Source organism: Cupriavidus sp. 30B13 (assembly GCF_049059565.2).
Lineage (GTDB): Bacteria > Pseudomonadota > Gammaproteobacteria > Burkholderiales > Burkholderiaceae > Cupriavidus.
Window position 1 is genome coordinate 670,422 of sequence record NZ_CP188223.1, and the last position, 19,756, is coordinate 690,177.

At 68.4% G+C, this 19,756-nt stretch carries 18 protein-coding genes; 4 read left to right on the forward strand and 14 right to left on the reverse strand.

Translation table 11 applies throughout. The features are described 5' to 3' along the window. Nucleotides 1-25: 25 nt before the first annotated feature. The 3 genes from ispE to ACKI2N_RS03245 form a co-directional block, all read right to left on the reverse strand. On the reverse strand, nucleotides 26-904 hold the full coding sequence (ispE, locus tag ACKI2N_RS03235; protein ID WP_420994579.1) for a 4-(cytidine 5'-diphospho)-2-C-methyl-D-erythritol kinase: 879 nt from the start codon (nucleotides 902-904) through the stop codon (nucleotides 26-28). Next, nucleotides 901-1,497: a lipoprotein insertase outer membrane protein LolB gene (gene lolB / locus ACKI2N_RS03240; protein WP_420994580.1), complete on the reverse strand. Its 597-nt coding sequence runs from the start codon at nucleotides 1,495-1,497 to the stop codon at nucleotides 901-903. The genes ispE and lolB overlap by 4 nt, the downstream gene beginning before the upstream one ends. Before the next feature lie 118 nt (nucleotides 1,498-1,615). Then, nucleotides 1,616-3,511, reverse strand: a complete 1,896-nt coding sequence (locus ACKI2N_RS03245) for a tetratricopeptide repeat protein (RefSeq protein ID WP_420994581.1) — start codon at nucleotides 3,509-3,511, stop codon at nucleotides 1,616-1,618. Between the two features lie 149 nt (nucleotides 3,512-3,660). On the opposite strand from ACKI2N_RS03245, the gene mutM reads away from it, so the two are divergent. The 3 genes from mutM (at nucleotide 3,661) to mutY (ending at nucleotide 8,036) form a co-directional block, all read left to right on the forward strand. Further along, on the forward strand, nucleotides 3,661-4,578 hold the full coding sequence (gene mutM, locus ACKI2N_RS03250) for a bifunctional DNA-formamidopyrimidine glycosylase/DNA-(apurinic or apyrimidinic site) lyase (RefSeq protein WP_420994583.1): 918 nt from the start codon (nucleotides 3,661-3,663) through the stop codon (nucleotides 4,576-4,578). A gap of 247 nt (nucleotides 4,579-4,825) precedes the next feature. Next, nucleotides 4,826-6,769, forward strand: coding sequence for a dynamin family protein (locus ACKI2N_RS03255; protein WP_420994584.1), 1,944 nt, complete (start codon nucleotides 4,826-4,828; stop codon nucleotides 6,767-6,769). 88 nt (nucleotides 6,770-6,857) lie between these two features. Further along, on the forward strand, nucleotides 6,858-8,036 hold the full coding sequence (gene mutY / locus ACKI2N_RS03260) for an A/G-specific adenine glycosylase (protein WP_420994586.1): 1,179 nt from the start codon (nucleotides 6,858-6,860) through the stop codon (nucleotides 8,034-8,036). 141 nt (nucleotides 8,037-8,177) lie between these two features. On the opposite strand, the gene ACKI2N_RS03265 is transcribed toward mutY, so the two are convergent. The 11 genes from ACKI2N_RS03265 to ACKI2N_RS03315 all read right to left on the reverse strand — a co-directional run bounded on the left by ACKI2N_RS03265 (nucleotide 8,178) and on the right by ACKI2N_RS03315 (nucleotide 17,616). Then, entirely contained in the window at nucleotides 8,178-8,861 is a 684-nt protein-coding gene (locus ACKI2N_RS03265) for an LON peptidase substrate-binding domain-containing protein (protein WP_420994587.1), read from the reverse strand. Nucleotides 8,862-8,948: 87 nt separating this feature from the next. Continuing rightward, nucleotides 8,949-9,866 carry an RNase adapter RapZ gene (rapZ, locus tag ACKI2N_RS03270; protein WP_420994588.1) on the reverse strand — a complete coding sequence of 306 codons (918 nt, stop codon included), beginning with the start codon at nucleotides 9,864-9,866 and terminating at the stop codon, nucleotides 8,949-8,951. Between the two features lie 114 nt (nucleotides 9,867-9,980). Beyond that, on the reverse strand, nucleotides 9,981-10,295 hold the full coding sequence (locus tag ACKI2N_RS03275) for a PsiF family protein (protein ID WP_420994589.1): 315 nt from the start codon (nucleotides 10,293-10,295) through the stop codon (nucleotides 9,981-9,983). Between the two features lie 168 nt (nucleotides 10,296-10,463). After that, a complete protein-coding gene (hprK, locus tag ACKI2N_RS03280; protein WP_420994590.1) occupies nucleotides 10,464-11,435 on the reverse strand; it encodes an HPr(Ser) kinase/phosphatase in 972 nt (323 codons plus the stop codon). Between the two features lie 78 nt (nucleotides 11,436-11,513). After that, entirely contained in the window at nucleotides 11,514-11,969 is a 456-nt protein-coding gene (locus ACKI2N_RS03285) for a PTS sugar transporter subunit IIA (protein WP_420994591.1), read from the reverse strand. 440 nt (nucleotides 11,970-12,409) lie between these two features. Then, on the reverse strand, nucleotides 12,410-12,760 hold the full coding sequence (hpf, locus tag ACKI2N_RS03290) for a ribosome hibernation-promoting factor, HPF/YfiA family (protein ID WP_420994592.1): 351 nt from the start codon (nucleotides 12,758-12,760) through the stop codon (nucleotides 12,410-12,412). Nucleotides 12,761-12,809: 49 nt separating this feature from the next. After that, nucleotides 12,810-14,285, reverse strand: coding sequence for an RNA polymerase factor sigma-54 (locus ACKI2N_RS03295; RefSeq protein WP_420994593.1), 1,476 nt, complete (start codon nucleotides 14,283-14,285; stop codon nucleotides 12,810-12,812). Between the two features lie 123 nt (nucleotides 14,286-14,408). Further along, nucleotides 14,409-15,197 (reverse strand): LPS export ABC transporter ATP-binding protein, encoded by a 789-nt coding sequence (gene lptB / locus ACKI2N_RS03300; RefSeq protein ID WP_420994594.1) that lies wholly within the window; start codon nucleotides 15,195-15,197, stop codon nucleotides 14,409-14,411. Nucleotides 15,198-15,243: 46 nt separating this feature from the next. Continuing rightward, nucleotides 15,244-15,891 carry a lipopolysaccharide transport periplasmic protein LptA gene (gene lptA, locus ACKI2N_RS03305; protein WP_420994595.1) on the reverse strand — a complete coding sequence of 216 codons (648 nt, stop codon included), beginning with the start codon at nucleotides 15,889-15,891 and terminating at the stop codon, nucleotides 15,244-15,246. Nucleotides 15,892-15,984: 93 nt separating this feature from the next. After that, nucleotides 15,985-16,617 (reverse strand): LPS export ABC transporter periplasmic protein LptC, encoded by a 633-nt coding sequence (gene lptC / locus ACKI2N_RS03310; protein WP_420994596.1) that lies wholly within the window; start codon nucleotides 16,615-16,617, stop codon nucleotides 15,985-15,987. A gap of 15 nt (nucleotides 16,618-16,632) precedes the next feature. Further along, on the reverse strand, nucleotides 16,633-17,616 hold the full coding sequence (locus tag ACKI2N_RS03315) for a KpsF/GutQ family sugar-phosphate isomerase (protein WP_420994597.1): 984 nt from the start codon (nucleotides 17,614-17,616) through the stop codon (nucleotides 16,633-16,635). Between the two features lie 153 nt (nucleotides 17,617-17,769). Here ACKI2N_RS03315 and ACKI2N_RS03320 point away from each other — a divergent pair, with 153 nt between their 5' ends. After that, nucleotides 17,770-19,749, forward strand: coding sequence for a monovalent cation:proton antiporter-2 (CPA2) family protein (locus ACKI2N_RS03320; protein WP_420994598.1), 1,980 nt, complete (start codon nucleotides 17,770-17,772; stop codon nucleotides 19,747-19,749). Nucleotides 19,750-19,756: the final 7 nt, after the last annotated feature.

Below are 19,756 nucleotides of genomic sequence, written 5' to 3' on the forward strand. Positions count from 1 at the left end.
GGCGTGACGCCGAACGAAAAACTTTTCAAGCGAGCGCTGCGAGCGGGTGGCGGGACAAACTCCTCGCACACTTGCCATCCCATCCGGGTGGCAACCGGTCTAGTACCTGCTGCGCCGTCTGCTCGTCATCAAACCGTGCAAACACGCAGGCTCCGGAACCGGTCATCCTTGCATGGGGACTGTACTGTCTCAGCCATTCAAGGGCTCGGGCAACTTCGCCGAACTTCGCCGTTGCTATCGTTTCCAGATCGTTGCGACCGAAAGCGAATTTGTTTGTGCAAGCAGCGAAGACCGCAACTATAGAGATGGGCGTATCCCTTGTCAAGCGTTCGTCCGAAAAAATTTCTGGAGTAGGGACGTGCTGGCGCGGATGGACGATCACGAACCAGCTTTCGGGCAGCTCGACCGTGGTCAGCTCCTCGCCGATGCCCTGCGCGAAGGCGTTCTCGCCGTGCAGGAAGAACGGCACGTCGGCGCCCAGCGACAGGCCGATGCGCTTGAGTTCCTCGCGCGGCAGGCCGAGTCCCCACAGGTGGTTCAGCGCCATCAGCGTGGTGGCCGCGTCGGACGAGCCGCCGCCGATGCCGCCGCCCATCGGCAAGCGCTTGTCGATGGCGATGTCGGCGCCGAACGCGGTGCCGCCGGCCTGCTGCAGCGCGCGCGCCGCGCGCACGATCAGGTCGGAGGCAGCCGGCACGCCGGGTACCTCGGTCACGCGCTCGATGCGGCCGTCGTCGCGGCGGCGGAAGTCCAGCGTGTCGCTCCAGTCCACCAGCTGGAACACGGTCTGCAGCGTGTGGTAGCCGTCGGGGCGGCGCCCGGTCACGTGCAGGAAAAGGTTGAGCTTGGCGGGCGCGGGGCAGTTGCGCAGCTCGGGCGGGGGCAGGGGGAGGGCAGTATTCATTGGTCCTGTTCGGGGTCGATCACGAGGCGCACCGACAAGGGGTTGCTGTCGCCGTCGCGCGTGAGGTCGATGCGGCGCGGCCGTTGCGCGGCGGACTCCTGCCACGCGACGTAGCGCACGGTCCAGCCGTTCTGCGCCAGCGTGGCCAGGCGGCCGCTGTCGTCGCGCGTGGTGCGCGCCGGGCTGCCCGGCGCGGGCCTGGCGTACAGCCAGTCGCGCATGCCGGCCACCGGCAGCGAGAAGCCGAGGGCATCCTCGAGCAGCGTGTTCACTTCGGGGGCGTTGCGCGGCGGCTGGTTGGGCAGGTCCAGCGTGGCGCCCGACGGCGTCGAGGTCACCACGGCCAGGGTCTGGCCGAGCGGCGAGATCAGGTCGAGCCGCACGTTGCGGCCCTGTTCGTGCCACTGGAAGCTGCCCTGCACGCCTTCGTCGCGGCCGTAGCGCACGTAGTTGGCGGCAAAGCGGCCTTTGAGGTCGCGCACCTGCGCGGTCTCGCCGGCGTCGAACTGGCGCGTGGGCGTGATGCTGGCGCAGGCCGCGAGCCAGAGGGGCGCGGTCAGGCACAGCAGGGCTAGGCGTCGGGATGTGGGCATCGGCATCTTGCGCCCGCGGCGGGGCCGCGGGCGGCGGGCCCTCCTCCGGGCGCGGGCCGGGAGGAGGGGGGCGGATTATGGAAAGCTGGACAGAGCAGAGCGGGAAGGCGGGCGCGGCCTACTTGGAGAGCGCCGACAGCGGTACGTTGTAGCGGCGCAGGGTGTCGATCAGGATCACGTTGTCCGGCTCGATCTTGGCGGCTTCGGTCCAGGTCTTGCGCGCTTCGTCCTGCTGGCCGAGCTGCCAGAGGACTTCGCCCAGGTGGGCCCCGATCTCCGCCTCGGGCGCCCTGGCGTAGGCGTTGCGCAGCAGCTCGGCGGCCGGCTGGAGCTGGCCCAGGCGGAATTTGACCCAGGCCAGGCTATCCATGATGTAGGGATCGTCCGGGCCCAGCGCCGAAGCCTTTTCCAGCAGCTGCAGCGCCTCGGGCAGGCGCACGTTGCGGTCCGCCAGCGAGTAGCCCAGCGCGTTGTAGCCCTGCTTCTGCTCCGGCTGCATGGCGATCACCCGGCGCAGCAGCCGCTCCATGTTGTCGTAGCGCTTCTCGCGCTCGTCGAGCATGGCCAGCTCATAGACCCAGTCGGAGTTGTCGGGCTCGGCCGCGGTGCGCTCTTCCAGCACCTTGCGGGCGCGGTCGTAGGCCTTGGCGTCGATCAGCATGCCGATCTCGGCCTGGCGTATCGCGGTCATGCGCTGGGCGCGCTGGTCGGGCTCGGCGATGTCCTCGCTATCGGCCAGCATGTCGTTGAAGACGGCCTGGGCGTCGTCGAGCTTGCCCATGCGGCCCAGCAGCTGCGCGCGCTTCACGGCGGCGGCGGGCGCCAGGCGGCTGTCGTCGATGCGGTCGAGCCAGGCCACGGCGGCGGGGTAGTCCTTCTTTTCCTCGGCGATCTGGGCCAGGTACTGGTAGGCGATGTCGGGGCTCGCCGACGGCACCTGCTCGGCCAGCTGCAGGTATTCCTTCAGGTACTGCTCGGCCTCGTCGTAGCGCTTGGACTGCAGGCTGGTCAGGCCGAGCGCGAGCGGCACGCGCGGGTCCTTCGGCGCGATCTTGCGCAGGGTCTCGAACTCGGCGCGCGCGGCCTGCAGGTTGTTCTGCTGGAGGTACAGGCGGGCCAGCGTGATGTGCCCGTTGACCGAGGCCGGTGCCTTGTCGACGAAGGTCTTCAGCCCGGCGATGGCCTGGTCGGGCGCGCTGTCCGCGCGCAGTTCGGCGGCCATCAGCGCGGCGGCTTCGTAGTCGGGCCGGATGCGCTGCGCCTCGTCGAGCTCGGCCAGCGCGCCGGGGATGTCGTTGGCGGCTTCCTTGGCGCGCGCCAGCGCCAGGTGGGTCTCGGCCGCGCGCATGTCGTTGGCGACCAGGCGCTGCAGCAGGGCAGCGGCGCCGGCGGGGTCGCTGGTGCGCGAAAGCTGCTGCTGCATCTGCACGATCGCCTCGGGGCGGTGGCTCGGCGGCACGCCGTTGAGCTGCAGCACCAGCAGCGGCTCGGCCTCGTCCCACTTGGCGCTCAACACCAGCAGGGTGGACAGCACCTGGCGCGCGCCCGCCGAGGTGGGCGCGAGTTCGGTCCACAGGCGCGCGGCGTCCAGCGCCTGCGGGGCGCTGCGCGCGTTGAACGCGATCTCGGTGGCGCGCTGCGCGAAGCGCGGGTCGCGCGTATTGCGGGCCAGCTCCAGGTAGGTCTGGTAGGCCGGGCCGATCACCCCGCGCTGCACGGAAATCTCCGCGGCCAGCACCCGGTACAGGATGTCGCCGGTCAGCGGCACCGCCGGCAGGGGCATCCTCGGCGGCAGGGGCGTGGAACTGGCCGGCGCTGGCATGGCCTCCGCGGCCAGCTTGAGCGGCTGCCTGGCGTCGGCGGGCGCGGCACGGGCGGCGAGCGGGGCCAGGGCACAGACCGCCAGCGCGGCCGCGGCGGTGGCCGCGAGCCTGTGACGCAGGGGCCGCCGGGCCGGCCGGGTAAGGATGGAGTCAGCGGTGGTCATCGAGGTACGGTCCAGGCGGTCCGACATGTGGGTGGGTGCTCCAGCACGCAAAAGCGCAGATGCGATGGGATAGTTAAAGGCATTGTAGCCTGCCGCTACAATGCCTTGCTTGTCCGCGTGGCGCCAGCCGGCATTGGGCTTCTGGCGGTTTGAGTGGCTTGGAAGGGAGAGGTTCGATGCCTGAGTTGCCGGAGGTCGAAGTGACCCGGCGCGGCTTGCTGCCGCATGTGGTGGGACGGCGTATCGCCGGGGTGGTGGTGCGCCACCGCGGCTTGCGCTGGCCGGTGGAAAGCGGGCTCGAGGCGCAACTGGCCGGGCGGCTGGTCGCGCGCATCGAGCGGCGCGGCAAATACCTGCTGCTGGAGTGCGTGCGGGACACCGCCGAGGGCATTCCGGCGCAGGACGCGGCGGCGCCGCCACCCGGCGGCGAGCGCGGCTGGCTGCTGATCCACCTCGGCATGACCGGCACCCTGCGGGTGTTGCCGCAGGCGCCGCCGCCGGGCGCGCACGATCACCTCGACCTGGTCCTGGCCGGCCCGGCCGCGCCGCACGGCCATGACGCCGAGGCGCCCATCGTGCTGCGTTTTCGCGATCCGCGCCGTTTCGGCGCGGTGCTGTGGAGCCCGCTCGCCGAGGCCGAGCTGAATACCCATCCGCTGTTGCGCGGGCTCGGCATCGAGCCGTTCGACGAGCGCTTCGACGGCGCCTGGCTCCATCGCCACGGCCGCGGCCGCAGCGCGGCCATCAAGACGGTGCTGCTGGCCGGCGACATCGTGGTCGGGGTGGGCAACATCTACGCCTCCGAAAGCCTGTTCGCCGCCGGCATCCGCCCGACCACGCCGGCCGGCCGGCTCTCGCTGGCGCGCTGCGAGCGGCTGGCCGCCGCCGTGCGGGACACCCTGGCGCGCGCCATCGAGCGCGGCGGCAGCACCTTGCGCGATTTCGTCGGCAGCGACGGCAGCAGCGGCTATTTCCAGCTCGACTGCGCCGTGTACGACCGCGCCGGCCATCCGTGCCGGGTGTGCGGCACCCCCATCCGGCAGATCGTCCAGGGCCAGCGTTCCACCTTCTATTGCCCCACCTGCCAGCGCTGAGCGGCGCGCCGGGAAGTGCTGCCCGGGCGTCTTCGGAACCGGGCCGCGCCCACCCGATGGGCCGGCGCAACACCCCGCTCCGGAGGCGCTTCTAATTTCACAAAAGTGCGCCGGAAACCTGTATCTTCGACAACGTAAAAAAGTGTTACAGAATACACAGCCCCTGCGCCGGCGCGAGCCGGCGTAGATGCCTGCGCCAGGTCCGGGACGCCGCCGCGGGGGCTTATCGCCCAAGAGCCAAGTACCAATGACAACCCTCGCCCTTCAATTCGAACAATACGGCGCCTGGAGAACCGGGGTACTCGATTCCCTGGCCGAATTCCGTGGCTGGCTGCAGCAGCACGACCTCTACGACGCCCAGGCCGACGAGCGCGTGCAACGCATCCAGAGCGTGCTCAAGAGCGACCGGCTCAAGGTCGCGTTCATCGCCGAGTTCTCGCGCGGCAAGAGCGAGCTGATCAACGCGATCTTCTTTGCCGACTACGGCCGGCGCATCCTGCCCTCGTCGGCCGGGCGCACCACCATGTGCCCGACCGAGCTGCGCTACGACGAGAACGAAGCCCCCTGCATCCGCCTGCTGCCGATCGAGACGCGCCTGCAGGAAGCTTCCACCGCCGACTTCCTCGACGTCGATTCGCACTGGCACACCGTGCCGCTCGACCCGTCCTCGCCCGAGGGCATGCTCGACGCCTTCCGCCACGTGATCGAGACCAGCCGCGTCACGCGCGAGATGGCCGAGTCGCTGGGCCTGTACAACGACAAGGACCCGGACGCCGCCTACGCGCTCGACGCCGACGGCATGGTGGAGATCTCGCGCTGGCGCCATGCCGTGATCAACTTCCCGCATCCGCTGCTGCGCCAGGGCCTGGTGATCCTCGACACGCCGGGCCTCAACGCCATCGGCACCGAGCCGGAGCTGACGCTGCGCCTGATCCCCGATGCGCACGTGGTGGTGTTCATGCTGGCCGCCGATGCCGGCGTGACCAAGAGCGACCTCGATCTCTGGCGCAGCCACGTCAGCGCGGGGCACCGCAAGGGCTGCCTGGCCGTGCTCAACAAGATCGACGGCCTGTGGGACCCGCTCAAGTCGCCGGACGAAACCGCGGCGGAGATCGCGCGGCAGGTCACCTCCAGCGCGCAGGTGCTGGGCATCGACGAAGCGCGCGTGTACCCGGTATCGGCGCAGAAGGGCCTGGTCGCCAAGGTGACGCACGACCATGACCTGCTCGCGCGCAGCGGCCTGCCGCAGTTCGAGCACGTGCTGTCTGAGCAGTTGATTCCGCAGCGGCGCGAGATCGTCGCCGACCAGGTGCAGCGCTCGGTCGGGGAGATGGCGCGCGGCGCGCAGCAGTTGCTGCAAAGCCGCCGCCGCAGCATCGTCGAGCAGCTGTTCGAGCTGCGCGGCCTGCGCGGCAAGAACCACGCGATGGTCAAGCACATGCTCTCGCGCGTGCAGTCGGAGAAGGAAGAGTTCGAGCAGAGCATCGCCAAGTTCCAGGCCCTGCGGCTGGTATTCGGGCGCCATAGCGCCGACATCATCAAGAGCCTGCAGCTGCGCGACGTGCGCCGCACCATGCGCGAGCGCCGCGAGCAGATGAAGGAGCGCTTCTTCTCGCGCGGCCTGCGCGAGGACATGGACGGCCTGTTCGCGCGCCTGGTCGAGCTGGTCAGCGAGGCCGACCAGAAGATCGCCCAGCTCCACCAGCTCACCGACAGCATGTACCGCCGCTTCAACGCCGAGCACGGCTTCACGCTGCCGGCGCCGATCCAGTTCGTCACCGCGCGCTATGTCAGCGAATTGCAGGCCACGCTGGCGCTGGCCAACACGCATTTCGGCGCCATGAGCATGCTCACGCGCTCGCGTCCGCAACTGGTGCAGAGCGCGTTCTCGACCATCGCCAGCCGCGTGCTGGAGACCTTCCGCGATCTCAACCGCGATATCGAGATCTGGCTCAAGTCGGTGATGACGCCGCTCGAGGCGCAGGTGCGCGAGCACCAGAAGCAATTGCGCCGCCGCGTCGATTCGATCGAGCGCATCCACGAAGCCACCGACACGCTCGAGAGCCGCATCGCGCAGCTCGAGGAAGTGCTCAACGGGCTGGACGACCGCAGCGGACGCATCGAGTCGTTCGCGCGGCAGCTCCTGCAGCCCGAAGCCGGCGGCGCCGGAGCGCGGGCGGTGGCGGCCTGACGCCGGGCTCCGGCGGGAGCCGGCGGCGCGGGAGGCGGTATCATGGCGCGCCGCCGCTTCCGGCGCCGCCTTCCTCGCCACGTTCCCGATGCCCCGCAAGTCCGCCGCCCTTCCTGTCGATACTCTCGCTACCGTAGCCGTGCCGGAGGCCGGCGTGCCAGCCGACTTCGCCGCCCGCGTGGTGGCGTGGCAGCGCCTGCACGGGCGCCATGACCTGCCGTGGCAGAACACGCGCGATCCGTATCGCATCTGGCTGTCCGAGATCATGCTGCAGCAGACCCAGGTCAGCGCGGTGATCGAATATTTCCAGCGTTTCATCGGCCGCCTGCCCACCGTGGCGGCGCTGGCCGCCGCCAGCGCGGACGAGGTGATGGCGCTGTGGGCCGGGCTCGGCTACTACTCGCGCGCGCGCAACCTGCATCGCTGCGCCAAGGCCGTGATGAGCGAGCACGGCGGCATCTTCCCGACCGATCCCGAGGTACTGGTGACGCTGCCCGGCATCGGCCGCTCGACCGCGGCGGCGGTGGCGGCATTCAGCGCCGGCGTGCGTTCGCCGATTCTCGACGGCAACGTCAAGCGCGTGTTCGCCAGGTTCTTCGGCATCCATGGCCACCCCGGCGTCAAGGCGGTCGAGACCCGCATGTGGCAACTCGCCGGCGAGGTGCTGCCAGCCAAAGGCCCCGCGCAATCCGAGGACATGGTGTCCTACACCCAGGGCCTGATGGACCTCGGCGCCACCATCTGCTCGCGCGGCAAGCCCGCGTGCCTGGGCAACGCCGCGGCCTGTCCGCTGTCCGCCGACTGCGTGGCGCGCCGCGACGGCCTCACCGCCGTGCTGCCCACCCCCAAGCCGCGCGCCGCCATTCCCGAGCGCAGCACCGTGATGCTGCTGGTGCGGCGCGGGCGCGAAGTCCTGCTCGCGCTGCGCCCCGACAGCGGCATCTGGGGCGGCCTCTGGAGCCTGCCCGAAATGCCCGTCGACACCGTGCCCTTCGACGCCGAGCACGCCGAAGACGCCGCGCTCGAACGCGCGCGCGCCTTCGGCACCCCGGACCGCGCCGCGCTGGTCGGCGAACTCACCCACGTCTTCACCCACTTCCGCCTGCTGATCCGCGCCATCCGCGTGGACATGGCCGCGCTGGCCCTGCGCGACAGCGGCGACGGCCCTGCGCTGCGCTGGATCTCGCTGGACGACCTGGACGAAGTCGGCACTCCCGCCCCCGTGCGCAAGCTGCTGGAAACGCAAGCGCAAAGCGGGCTGTTCTGATGGTTTGATACAGCGCCCGGAAGGTGCGAAGAAATCGTGGTGAGCGGGCCGTGGCAGGTGCGAGAAGCACAGCCGTACACGCGTACGGCGCGCATCGCAGCGCCTGCCACGGCCCGCGCAGCAGATTTATGCGCGCCTTCGCTACAGGATGTGGTGTTGGTGCATGTACTTGTGGACGATCTCGATCCGCATCCCCGCGTCCGGCAGCGCCATCAGCATCTGCTTGGCCTTGAGCGGCACCGGCAGCAGTTCGCACAGGCGGTTCGCCACCCAGCTCGGGTCGTCCCACAGGAAGGGCTCGCAGAAAGGCAGCTTGCCCGGATGCTCGGCATGCAGGGAGCCGACGATGCGGCGTAGCACGGCCAGGCATTCGCCCAGCAGTTCGAGCTTGCAGTCGATGATGTCCGGCGGCAGCAGCCTGGCCTGGCCGACCAGCAGGCCGTTGTCGCGCACGGTGTAGCTGAGCAGCTCGAAGCGCTGCCGGCCGCGCGTGCTGATCAGCAGCACGCCGAGCTGCTCCATGTTGCAGTCGACGATATCGGCCAGGCAGCCGATGGTTTCCGGCACGGTGGGCTCGTCGGGGCGGGCCACCTCGCTGCCGCTGGCGATCAGGCACACGCCGAACGGCGCGCGGGCGCGCATGCAGGCGCGCACCATGTCCACGTAGCGCGCCTCGAACACGCGCAGCGGCAGCAGGCCGTCGGGGAACAGCACGGTGTTCAGCGGGAACAGCGGCAGGCTATCCAGCGTGGGCGGCGCCGGCGTGGCGGAGGGGGAAGGCGAGGCGGATGAGCCGGGTGCGGCAGGCGTGGCGCGTGAGGACATGCTGAGCCAGCAAAGGTTGCGGGCGGGCAGCGGTGCCGAACACCGGCTGCCGGGGCCGGGCCGCGAAGGCGGGCGCGGCGGCGTGCATCAGCCGCCCGGCGCGAGCTCGCGGTGTCTCACCAGCACATTACCATGGGCGCGGAAATAGTTGGCAAGTCTTTCGGCGATGTAGACCGAACGATGCTGGCCGCCGGTGCAGCCGATCGCCACGGTCAGGTAGCTGCGGTTGTCCGCGATGAAACTCGGCAGCCACTTTTCGACGTAGGCGCGGATGTCCTCGGCCATCGCCAGCACCATCGGCTGGCTCTGCAGGAAATCGATCACCGGCTCGTCGCGCCCGGTCAGCGGGCGCAGGGCCAGGTCGTAATACGGGTTGGGCAGCGAGCGCACGTCGAACACCATGTCCGCGTCGCTGGGCACGCCGTGCTTGAAGCCGAACGATTCGAACAGCAGCGTGAGCTGCAGGCCGTCGTCGCGCACGAATTCCTTGATCCAGGCGCGCAGCGTGTTGGTGCGCACGTTGCTGGTGTCGATGCGGTGGGCGGCCTCGGCCAGCGGGCTGAGCAGCTCGCGCTCCATCTCGATCGCCTCGATCAGCGAGGTGTCGTTGTACGGGGCGACGGGCGTGCCGGGCGCATTGTCCGCATTGTCCTCGCCGGCGGGCAGGCCGAGCTTGTCGGTGCGCATCGACAGCGGGTGGCGCCGCCGCGTCTCCGAGTAGCGCTGCACCAGCGCGTCGGTATTGGCGGTCAGGAAGACCACGCGGACCTGGTGCTCGGCCGCGAGGTCGCGCAGCGTGCCGGGCAGCTGGTCCAGCGATTCGCTGCTGCGGATGTCGGTGGCCACGCCGAGATGCGTATAGCCCTGGGATGCGAGGTATCGCGCCAGTTCCGGGATGAACTGGGCCGGCAGGTTGTCGACGCAGTAATAGCCTGCGTCTTCCAGTACGTTCAGGGCAACGGACTTGCCGGAGCCGGATATTCCGGTGATAAGTATGATGCGCATAACGTCACAAGCATAACATCAGGGAATGACGCCGTCATGACGGCGCGGCGCCATGAAAAATGGCGAACCGGGGTTCGCCATCCGCATGCGCGCCTCGCGGCAGGGGCGGCCGGCTTACTTGGACAGGCAATCCTTCATGAATGCCTTGCGCTCGTCGCCCTTCTTGCCGGTGGCGTCCTTGTTGCAGGCCTTCATCTTTTCCTGCTGGCTGTTGCCGGCCGCCGCCGCGGGCTTATTGGACAGGCAGTCCTTCATGAACGCCTTGCGGTCGTCGCCTTTCTTGCCGGAGGCCTGCGTGTTGCAGGCCTTCATCTTGTCCTGCTGGGTGTTGCCGGCCGCGGGCGCTGCGGGGGCCGGGGCGTTCTGGGCAAACGCCACGCTGGCGAACAGCGGGGCTACCAGCGCGCACATCGCGATCATCTTTTTCATGCTTGCTCTCCTGGCTGTGGAAAACTTCATGGCTGCCCGCCTGTCGGCGCGGCAACTCTCGGTGGGCTCGATGCCCATTACAGCACAAACGGCCCATGTTCCCAAGGCGTTGACGGCCCGGGCGTGCAAGCAATGTAAGCAAATGAAAAGCGGCGCCGGCGCGTGCCGTCAGAGCAGCCGGCCCTGCCCGCGCGAGGCGACGTCGGCCTGCATCGCGGCGCGCTGCCGGTCCATGAAGTCGCGCAGCGTGTCGATGCCGCGCAGGCGCAGGATGGTGTTGCGCACGGCGGCCTCGACCAGTACGGCGAGGTTGCGGCCGGCCGCCACCTGGATCTTGACCATGTGGATCGGCAGGCCGAGCACGTCGAGGTACTGGGAGTCGAGTGGCAGGCGCTCGAATTCGCCGTCGTTGCGGCGCACGAGCTGCACCACCAGCTTCATCTTCATTTTCCGGCGCACCGCGGTTTCGCCGAAGATGGTCTTGATGTCGAGCAGGCCAAGCCCGCGCACCTCGAGCAGGTTCTGCAGCAGCGGCGGGCAGCGGCCCTCGATGAAGTCCGGTCCCAGGCGCACGAAGTCCACCGCGTCGTCGGCCACCAGGCCATGGCCGCGCGAGATCAGCTCCAGGCCGAGCTCGCTCTTGCCCAGGCCGGACTCGCCCATGATCAGCACGCCCATGCCGAGGATGTCGAGGAACACGCCGTGCATGGTCACGCGCGGCGCGGAAATGCGCGAGAGATAGAGCCGCAGGTGGTCGATCACCGCGGCCGAGGACACCGGCGTGGTGAACAGCGGCGTGGACGAGCGGGTGCAGCGCAGTTCGAGATCGGGCGGCGGCTCCATGCCGTCGGCGATCACCAGGAACGGCGGCTCGAGCAGGATCAGCTCGCCCATCTGGCGTTTGCGCATCTCGTCGTCGAGGCGCTGGTAGTAGGTGATCTCGGGTTTGCCGAGTACCTGGATCCGGTTCGGGTGGATCAGGTTCAAGTGCCCGACGAGGTCGGCGGCGGAGGTGGCTTCGCGCGCGAAATCGACGTCGAAGGCCCGGTCTGCGCCTTCCAGCCCCGCAACCCAGGAGAGCTTGATATCGGCTGCGTTGTCGTCGAAGATCGACTGCGAGGTGACGCCAGTGAGTTCCATGCGGCTACTTTCGGGGGGACGGCTTTCAGGCCGGGGAGGCGGCCGCCCTGTGTGCCGGGCGGCGGCTCCCCCGGCGGGTCAGGGATGCCATTGCGTCAGCAACTGGTGCACGGCATCGGAAGTGGGCAGGGTGGAGAGTCCTTCGCGCATTTCGCGGTCGGACAGCAGCTGGGCGATTTCGGAGAGGATCTCCAGGTGTTGCTGGGTGGCCTGCTCGGGGACCAGCAGGAAGATCAGCAGCGAAACCGGCTTGCCGTCGGGCGACTCGAACGGGATCGGCTCGGCCAGGCGCATGAAGCCGGCCAGCGGCTGCTTCAGGCCCTTGATGCGGCCGTGCGGGATGGCCACGCCGGCACCGAGGCCGGTCGAGCCCAGCGATTCGCGGGCGAACAGGTTGTCGGTCACGATGGCGCGCGCTACGCCATGGTTGTTCTCGAAGAGGAGCCCGGCCTGTTCGAACACCCGCTTCTTGCTGGTGACGCTGACGTCGAGGGTGATGTTGCCGGGTGGCAGCAATTTAGCCAAACGATTCATGTGGAATGCGCAGGTTTTTCTAGTAAGCAGGCCCGGGGCCAGGAGAGGGCCGCACCAGGCAAAAGGGGATGGAAAGGCTTGTGCCGGCATGTATCGGCCGGTGCCCGCAATGTCACCGGTTGTCCCATGCCGGTGTCGGGCGTCTGGCCATTATAGAGCAGGCCTGCCCCCGCCTTGTGCATCGCAATAGCCCGTGCGCGGAAGCGGTGCCGCGCGCATGCCAAGAATAACCGCGCTGTCGTTCATGTATTGCACAGCATACACCGGCTGCAGGGCGTTGCGGAATCCCCCTGCATCATTCCGCCCGGGCCGCCGCGGCGCAAAAGCGGGCAGGAACGCGGACGCAAAAACGGGCGCAAAAAAGCCGCGCAACGGGCGCGGCTTGTTCCGGTTTCAAGGGACTGACTCCGGCGACCCCCTTGGCGGGCCGCCAGGCACGGTCATTGCTGCATCTGCGATGCCGCCATCTGGTACTTGACCGCCTCGCGGTCGTGGCTCTGCACGCGATCCTTGTGGCGAATCACCTGCCGGTCGAGCTTGTCGACCAGTGCGTCGATTGCGGCATACAGGTCTTCGTGATGCGCTTCGACAAAGATGTCCTTGCCCTTGAGATGTAGATTGATTTCCGCATACTGCCGCCGGTCCTTTTCTTTTGTATTGTCGACAGAGAGCAGCACACTTACGCCAATGACTTGATCGAAATGCCTGACGATACGCTCCAGTTTCGTTTCCACGTACTCACGCAGTGCAGGCGTGATGTCCAAGTGGTGTCCACTGATCTTGAAGTTCATAGCGTTTCTCCTTCTGAAAGAGCCACACCAGGCAGGCGGTGCGGCTCGGCTACAAAGTCTTGCGGAGATTGACGGCAGGGATTTTCAGCGCTTCGCGGTACTTGGCCACGGTTCGTCGGGCCACCACGAAGCCTTGCTCGCCGAGCAGTTCGGCGATCCTGCTGTCCGACAGGGGGTTCCTGGGGTCTTCGGCTCCTATGAGTTGCTTGATCAACGCCCTGATTGCCGTTGACGAGGCCGCGCCGCCGGTTTCCGTGGATACGTGACTGCCGAAGAAGTACTTCAGCTCGAAAGTCCCCATCGGCGTTGCCATGTATTTATTGGTTGTCACCCGGGAGATGGTGGACTCGTGTAAACCCAGTGTATCGGCAATCTCCCGCAAAACCAAGGGGCGCATCGCAATTTCCCCGTGGGTGAAGAAGTTCTTTTGACGTTCGACAATCGCTTGTGCGACGCGCAATATGGTGTCGAAGCGCTGCTGGATATTCTTGATCAGCCAGCGCGCTTCCTGCAGCTTTTGCTGCAGTCCGGCCGCGCCGGAGTCGCCTTTTGCGCCGCGCAAGATCTGCGCGTACATGTCGTTGATGCGTAGCCGCGGCATCACATCCGGGTTGAGCTGCGCGATCCAGCCGCCGCCTATTTTCCGCACGAATACATCGGGCACCACGAAGTCCGCTTCCGGGCGGCTGTAGGCGTGCCCGGGATAGGGCGCGAGCGAGCGGATCAGTTCGTGGGCGGCCTTGAGATCGGCCTCGTCCACCTGCAGTGCCTTCTTCAGGCGCGTGTAGTCGCGCACCGCCAGCAGTTCGAGGTGGCTGGTGACGATGGTCAGGGCCAGTTCGCGCTGGGGATGCTTGAGCCGGCGCAACTGCAGCGCGAGGCACTCGGCAGCGTTGCGCGCGCCCACGCCGGCGGGGTCGAAGCTCTGCAGCAGGGTGAGGATGGCCTGCACCTCGTCGATCTCGAACTCGAGTTCCTCGGGCAGTTCGCTGCAGATTTCCTCGAGCGATGCGCTCAGGTAGCCGTCGTCGTCCAGCGACTCGACCAGGAAGATCGCCAGGCCCTTGTCGCGCATGGAGATCTTCAGCGGGGCGAGCTGCTCCATCAGGTGCTCGCGCAGCGTGGGCTCGGCGTCGCGCAACTGCATCGGGGTCTTCTCGTCCTCGTCGCCCTGCGGGCGGCGCGCGAAGTCGTCCAGGCTCCAGTCGTTGCCGTAGTCCTCGCCGCTGTCGGAATAGCTGTCGTCGCCCTCCGGGGCGCCGTCGGCGCGGTTCTCGCTGGTGCCCTGGCCGTCGGCGGGCGCCGGTGCGGGCGCGCTCTGCAGGTTCACCGAGCCGTCGGCGGCCACGCGCAGCGGGCTTTCGATCCAGTCGTTCTCGCGTTCGAGCAGGGGATTCTCGGTCAGGGCCTGTTCCACTTCCTGCTGCAGTTCGAGCGTGGACAGTTGCAGCAGCCGGATCGACTGCTGGAGTTGCGGCGTAAGCGCGAGATGTTGCGAGAGGCGGAGCTGTAGCGACGGTTTCATGCGACCATTTTATGCCCAACTTCCGTGCCGGTGGAACGGAAATTGCTATCGCTGGCGCCGCCGTGATCGTCTGCAGGACGACAGGCGGCATAAAAGCCGCTCCGGGGGACGCCCCCGCACCGCTTACATGCGGAAGTTCTCGCCCAGGTAGACCTTGCGCACCGATTCGTTGGCGATGATGTCCTCCGGCTGGCCGGACGCCAGCACGGTGCCTTCGCTGATGATATACGCGTGGTCGCAGATGCCCAGTGTCTCGCGCACGTTGTGATCGGTGATCAGCACGCCGATGTTGCGCGCCTTGAGGAAGCTGACGATGCGCTGGATCTCGCCCACCGCGATCGGGTCCACGCCGGCGAACGGTTCGTCGAGCAGGATGAAGCGCGGCGCCGACGCCAGCGCGCGCGCGATTTCCACGCGGCGGCGCTCGCCGCCCGACAGCGACAGCGCCGGGTTGTCGCGCAGGTGGGCGATCTGCAGGTCGTCCAGCAAGGTGTCCAGGCGCCGCTCGATCTCGGCCTTGGCGAGCGGCTTGCCGTCGTGGATCTGCAGTTCGAGCACGGCGCGGATGTTCTCCTGCACGTTGAGCTTGCGGAACACCGACGCTTCCTGCGGCAGGTAGGACAGGCCCATGCGGGCGCGCTCGTGGATGGCCAGCCCGCTGATGTGCTTGTCGTCGAGCACGATGTCGCCCTCGTCCAGCGCCACCAGCCCGACGATCATGTAGAACGAAGTGGTCTTGCCCGCGCCGTTGGGGCCCAGCAGCCCCACCACCTCGCCGCTCTTCACGTCGAGCGACACGTCCTTGACCACCGTGCGCGAGCCGTAGCGTTTCTTCAGGTGGCGCACGACGAGCGTGCTGCTTTCGGTCAGGACGTTGGTCTGGGACGACGGTTCGGTCAGGGTAGCGGTCATGAAGGCGGGAGAATCCGTGGGTCGGGGGGCGCGGCGGCGGCCCGCGTCAGGGGGCGGCGGGGGCCGACGCCGGCTTGAGCGGCAGCGGGCTGGCGGCGGCGGCGCCGCTGGCGGGCTGCTCCTGGCGCGGCGACAGCACCGCGCGCACGCGTCCGGACGGGCTGCCCGCGGTGGCGTTGTCGGTGCCGCCGGTGGCCGTGTAGAACTCGTTGCGGCTGTCGTAGGTGATCACCGCGCCGCGGATCTCGTCGATCAGCTTGGCGCCGGCCAGGCGCGCCATGCGGGCGTGGCCGATCAGCTTGGACAGGTCCTGCTTGCCGTCGGACTCGATGCGGTCGCCCCAGCCGTCGATGTATTCGTCGACGTTGTCGCGCTTCTGGCGGATATAGGCCTGCTTGCCGCTCTTGGAGGTGGCCACCGCGTACTGGTAGCCCTCGGGGTCGGTGCGCACTTCCGCCGCATCCGACTTCAGCACCATGGTGCCCTTGGTCAGCACCACGTTGCCGGTCAGTACGTACACCTGCTTGACGTCGTCGTAGCTGGCATTGTCGGCCTCCAGCACCAGCGGCTTGTCGCGGTCGGCCTTCTCGGCGCTGGCCGGCGCGGCCAGCGCCAGGCCGAGGACGGCCGCGGCCGTCATCAGGGCAGCCGTGCTGCTGCGGCGACAGGACGATGTCGTCAGGAATGGATTCATATTGGCGTGGTGGCGGTTGGCGCGGACGGCTAGGGCCCGCGGGCGGCTTCGTTTCTCTGGCGGTTTCCGGATGGGGCCCACGTCAGGCTTCGTTCAGGGCTTCGCCGCGGGGCTGGCCGGCGGCGGTACCGTGATGATGGTGCCGTGTACGTTACCCAGCAATTGTACTTCGCGGGTGACGTTGTTGAAGACGAGGCCGTTGGCGGTCATCACGGAGGGGCCGCGCGTGAGCTTGACGGGCTTGTCGGTCTTGACGATATCGTCGTTGACCAGCACCTGGAAATATTCGGAGGCGGCCGTCATGGGCGGGTCCTTGGCCGGATCGGGTCCCTGCGCGCGCACGATCAGGGCGTGGCCGAACAGGTCCACCACCGAGCCTTCGGCGTTCATGGTGCCGCGGTCGGCGTGGCCGGTCACCGGCGGGCGGTCGATCTCATAGGCGCGCATGGCCGGCTTCGTCACTTCGTAGGTCTGGTCGTCCGCGAAGTGGATCATCTTGTCGCCGGTGAAGCGCATCTTGGTGTTTCCGTCCTCGGCGAGTTCCGTGGCGGAAAAGCGGATCATGTAGTAATCCGGCTCGTGCTTGGTGCCGACCGGCCCGGCGGGGGCTTCGTGCGGCGAATTGACCTGCACCAGCCAGAACGTGCTGCCCGCCACCAGCGCCATCAGCAGCAGGGGCAGCAGCCGCATTCCGAGCCGGCTAAGGGAGGACAGGAAATCCCGCATGTGTCGTGGCCGGCCTCAGATGACCTTGGCGCGGGTCAGGTCGTGGATGTGGAGCGCGCCCACCAGGCGGCGGTCGGCGTCGACCACCAGCATCTGGTTGATGCGGTTGGCTTCCATCACCTGCACCGCCTCGACGGCCAGCTGGTCCGGGCCCACGGCGTGCGGCGCGCGGTGCATGACCTCGCTGATCGGCACGGTCTTCCAGTCGCGCGGCGTCTCCAGCAGGCGGCGCAGGTCGCCGTCGGTGAACACGCCGATCAGGCGGTCATCCGGGTCCACCACGGCGGTCATGGCCATGCCCTTGCGGGTGATTTCCATCAGCGCCTGCGCCAGCGGGGTGCTTTCGCGCACCTTGGGCACGGCGTTGCCGCTGCGCATGACGTCGCGCACGTGGGTGAGCAGCTTGCGCCCGAGCGCGCCGCCCGGGTGCGAGCGGGCGAAGTCTTCCTCGCCGAAGCCGCGCGCGTCCAGCACCGCCACCGCCAGCGCGTCGCCCATCGCCAGCGCGGCGGTGGTGCTGGCGGTCGGCGCCAGGTTGAGCGGGCAGGCCTCTTTCTCGACGCCGGCATTGAGGTGGGCGTCGGCCAGCTTGGCCAGGGTCGACTCCGGATTGCCGGTGACCGAGATCAGCTTGGCGCCGATGCGCTTGACGATCGGGATGATCGACAGCAGCTCGGAGGTCTCGCCGGAATTGGAAAAGGCGATCAGCACATCGTCGCGCGTGACCATGCCGAGGTCGCCATGGCTGGCCTCGGCGGGGTGCACGAAGAACGAGGGAGTGCCGGTCGAGGCCAGCGTGGCCGCCACCTTGCGGCCGATGTGCCCGGACTTGCCGATGCCCGACACCACCACCCGGCCGGTGCACTCGAGCGTGAGCCGGACGGCGCGCGCAAACTCCCCGTCGAGGCGGCCCGCGAGGGCGGCCACGGCTTCCGCTTCGATCTGGAGGGTGTGTCGGGCGAGCCGAAGTGCTCGATCCGCATTGAAATTAGCTATCATGGCGACGAAGTATACCAACGAATGCGATGGCGCTTTGGCTGTTCCGGGGATCGGGCGGCTGTTGCGGCTGCCGCGCCTGCCGCGACCTGCCGGCAGGGCCGCCCGCGCCGGGCCTGGCCCTGCCGCGGACGCGGCGCACCCAGACCCCTTCCAATGCATTCTCCGCTGGACCTGACTCTCGTGCTGCTGGCCGCCGCCGTGTTCGGCGTGGTCGCCTTCCGCATGCTGCAACTGCCGCCGATGCTGGGCTACCTGGCGGTCGGCATATTGATCGGCCCGCACGCGCTCGGACTGGCCAGCGATACCGCGCAGACCAAGTACCTGGCCGAATTCGGCGTGGTCTTCCTGATGTTCTCGATCGGGCTGGAGTTCAGCCTGGGCAAGCTCAAGGCCATGAAGCGCCAGGTGTTCGGCCTGGGCGGCTCGCAGGTGGCGCTGTCGATGCTGGCGGTGGTGCCGGCCAGCTGGCTGTTCAACTGGGCGTTCCCGCTGTCCTGGCAGGCCTCGGTGGCGCTCGGCGGGGCGCTGGCGATGTCGTCCACGGCCATCGTCTCCAAGATGCTGTCCGAGCGCCTGGAGCTGGAGAGCGAGCACGGGCGCAACATCATCAGCATCCTGCTGTTCCAGGACCTGGCGGTGGTGCCGCTGCTGATCGTGATCCCGGCGCTGTCGCGCGACCCCGGCGACCTGGTCATGGCGCTGGTGCTCGCCACGCTGAAGATCGCGGTGGCCCTGAGCGTGATCTTCTTCCTCGGGCAGAAGGTGATGAGCCGGTGGTTCCACGTGGTGGCCGCGCGCCGCTCGCAGGAGCTGTTCATGCTCAACCTGCTGCTGGTCACGCTCGGCATGGCGGCGCTGACCGAGCGGCTCGGCCTGTCGATGGCGCTGGGCGCGTTCATGGCCGGCATGCTGATCTCCGAGACACCCTACCGCCACCAGGTGGAGGAAGACATCAAGCCGTTCCGCGACGTGCTGCTGGGGCTGTTCTTCGTCACCATCGGCATGCTGCTCAACATCCACGTGGTGCTGGACCACCTGTGGCTGGTGCTGGCGCTGCTGGTGGTGCCGATCCTCTTCAAGCTGGTGCTGATCGCCGGGCTGGCGCGCGCGTTCGGCTCGCGCCAGGGGGTGGCGATCCGCACCGGGCTGGGGCTGGCGCAGGCCGGCGAGTTCGGCTTCGTGCTGCTCAACCAGATCGACGGGCTGAACCTGGTCGACCCGGTGCTGATCCAGGTCATCCTGGCCTCGATGCTGCTGTCCATGCTGGCCGCGCCGTTCCTGATCCAGTACAGCGACGCCATCGTGCTGCGCTTCGCCGCCAACGAATGGCTGATGCAGTCCCTGAACATGACGCGCATCGCCGCGCAGAGCCTGCAGACGGAAAAGCACGCCATCATCTGCGGCTTCGGCCGCAGCGGACAGAACCTCGCGCACATGCTGGAGCGCGAAGGCATCACCTACGTGGCGCTCGACCTCGATCCCGACCGCGTGCGCGAGGCCGCCGGCGCCGGCGACACCGTGGTGTACGGCGACGCCGGCCGGCGCGAGGCGCTGATCGCCGCCGGCCTGCACCGCGCGGCCGCCGTCATCATCACCTACGCCAACACGCCGTCCGCGCTCAAGGTGCTGCACCACGTGCAGGAGCTCGCCCCGGCGCTGCCGGTGATCGTGCGCACCGTGGACGACTCGGAACTCGACGTGCTGCAGAAGGCCGGCGCCACCGAGGTGGTGCCGGAGATCATCGAAGGCAGCCTGATGCTGGCCTCGCACGCGCTGGTGCTGCTGGGCGTGCCGATGCGGCGCGTGGTGCGCGGCGTGCAGGAGGCGCGCGACGCGCGCTACGCGCTGCTGCGCGGCTATTTCCACGGCCGCGACGACGAGGAAGACATGGTCGAGCGGGATTCGGTGCGGCTGCATTCGGTGTCGCTCGGGCCGGAGGCCACGGCGCTCGGGCGCAACCTCGGCACGCTGGGGCTGGAGCGCATCGGCGTGGAGGTGACGGCCGTGCGCCGGCGCGGCATCCGCGCCTTCGACCCGCAGCCGGAAACCGTGCTGGAGCCCGGCGACGTCGTCGTCCTGCGCGGCCAGCCCGAAGCGCTGGAAGCGGCGGAAAAGCGCATGCTGACCGGCTGAGGCCGGC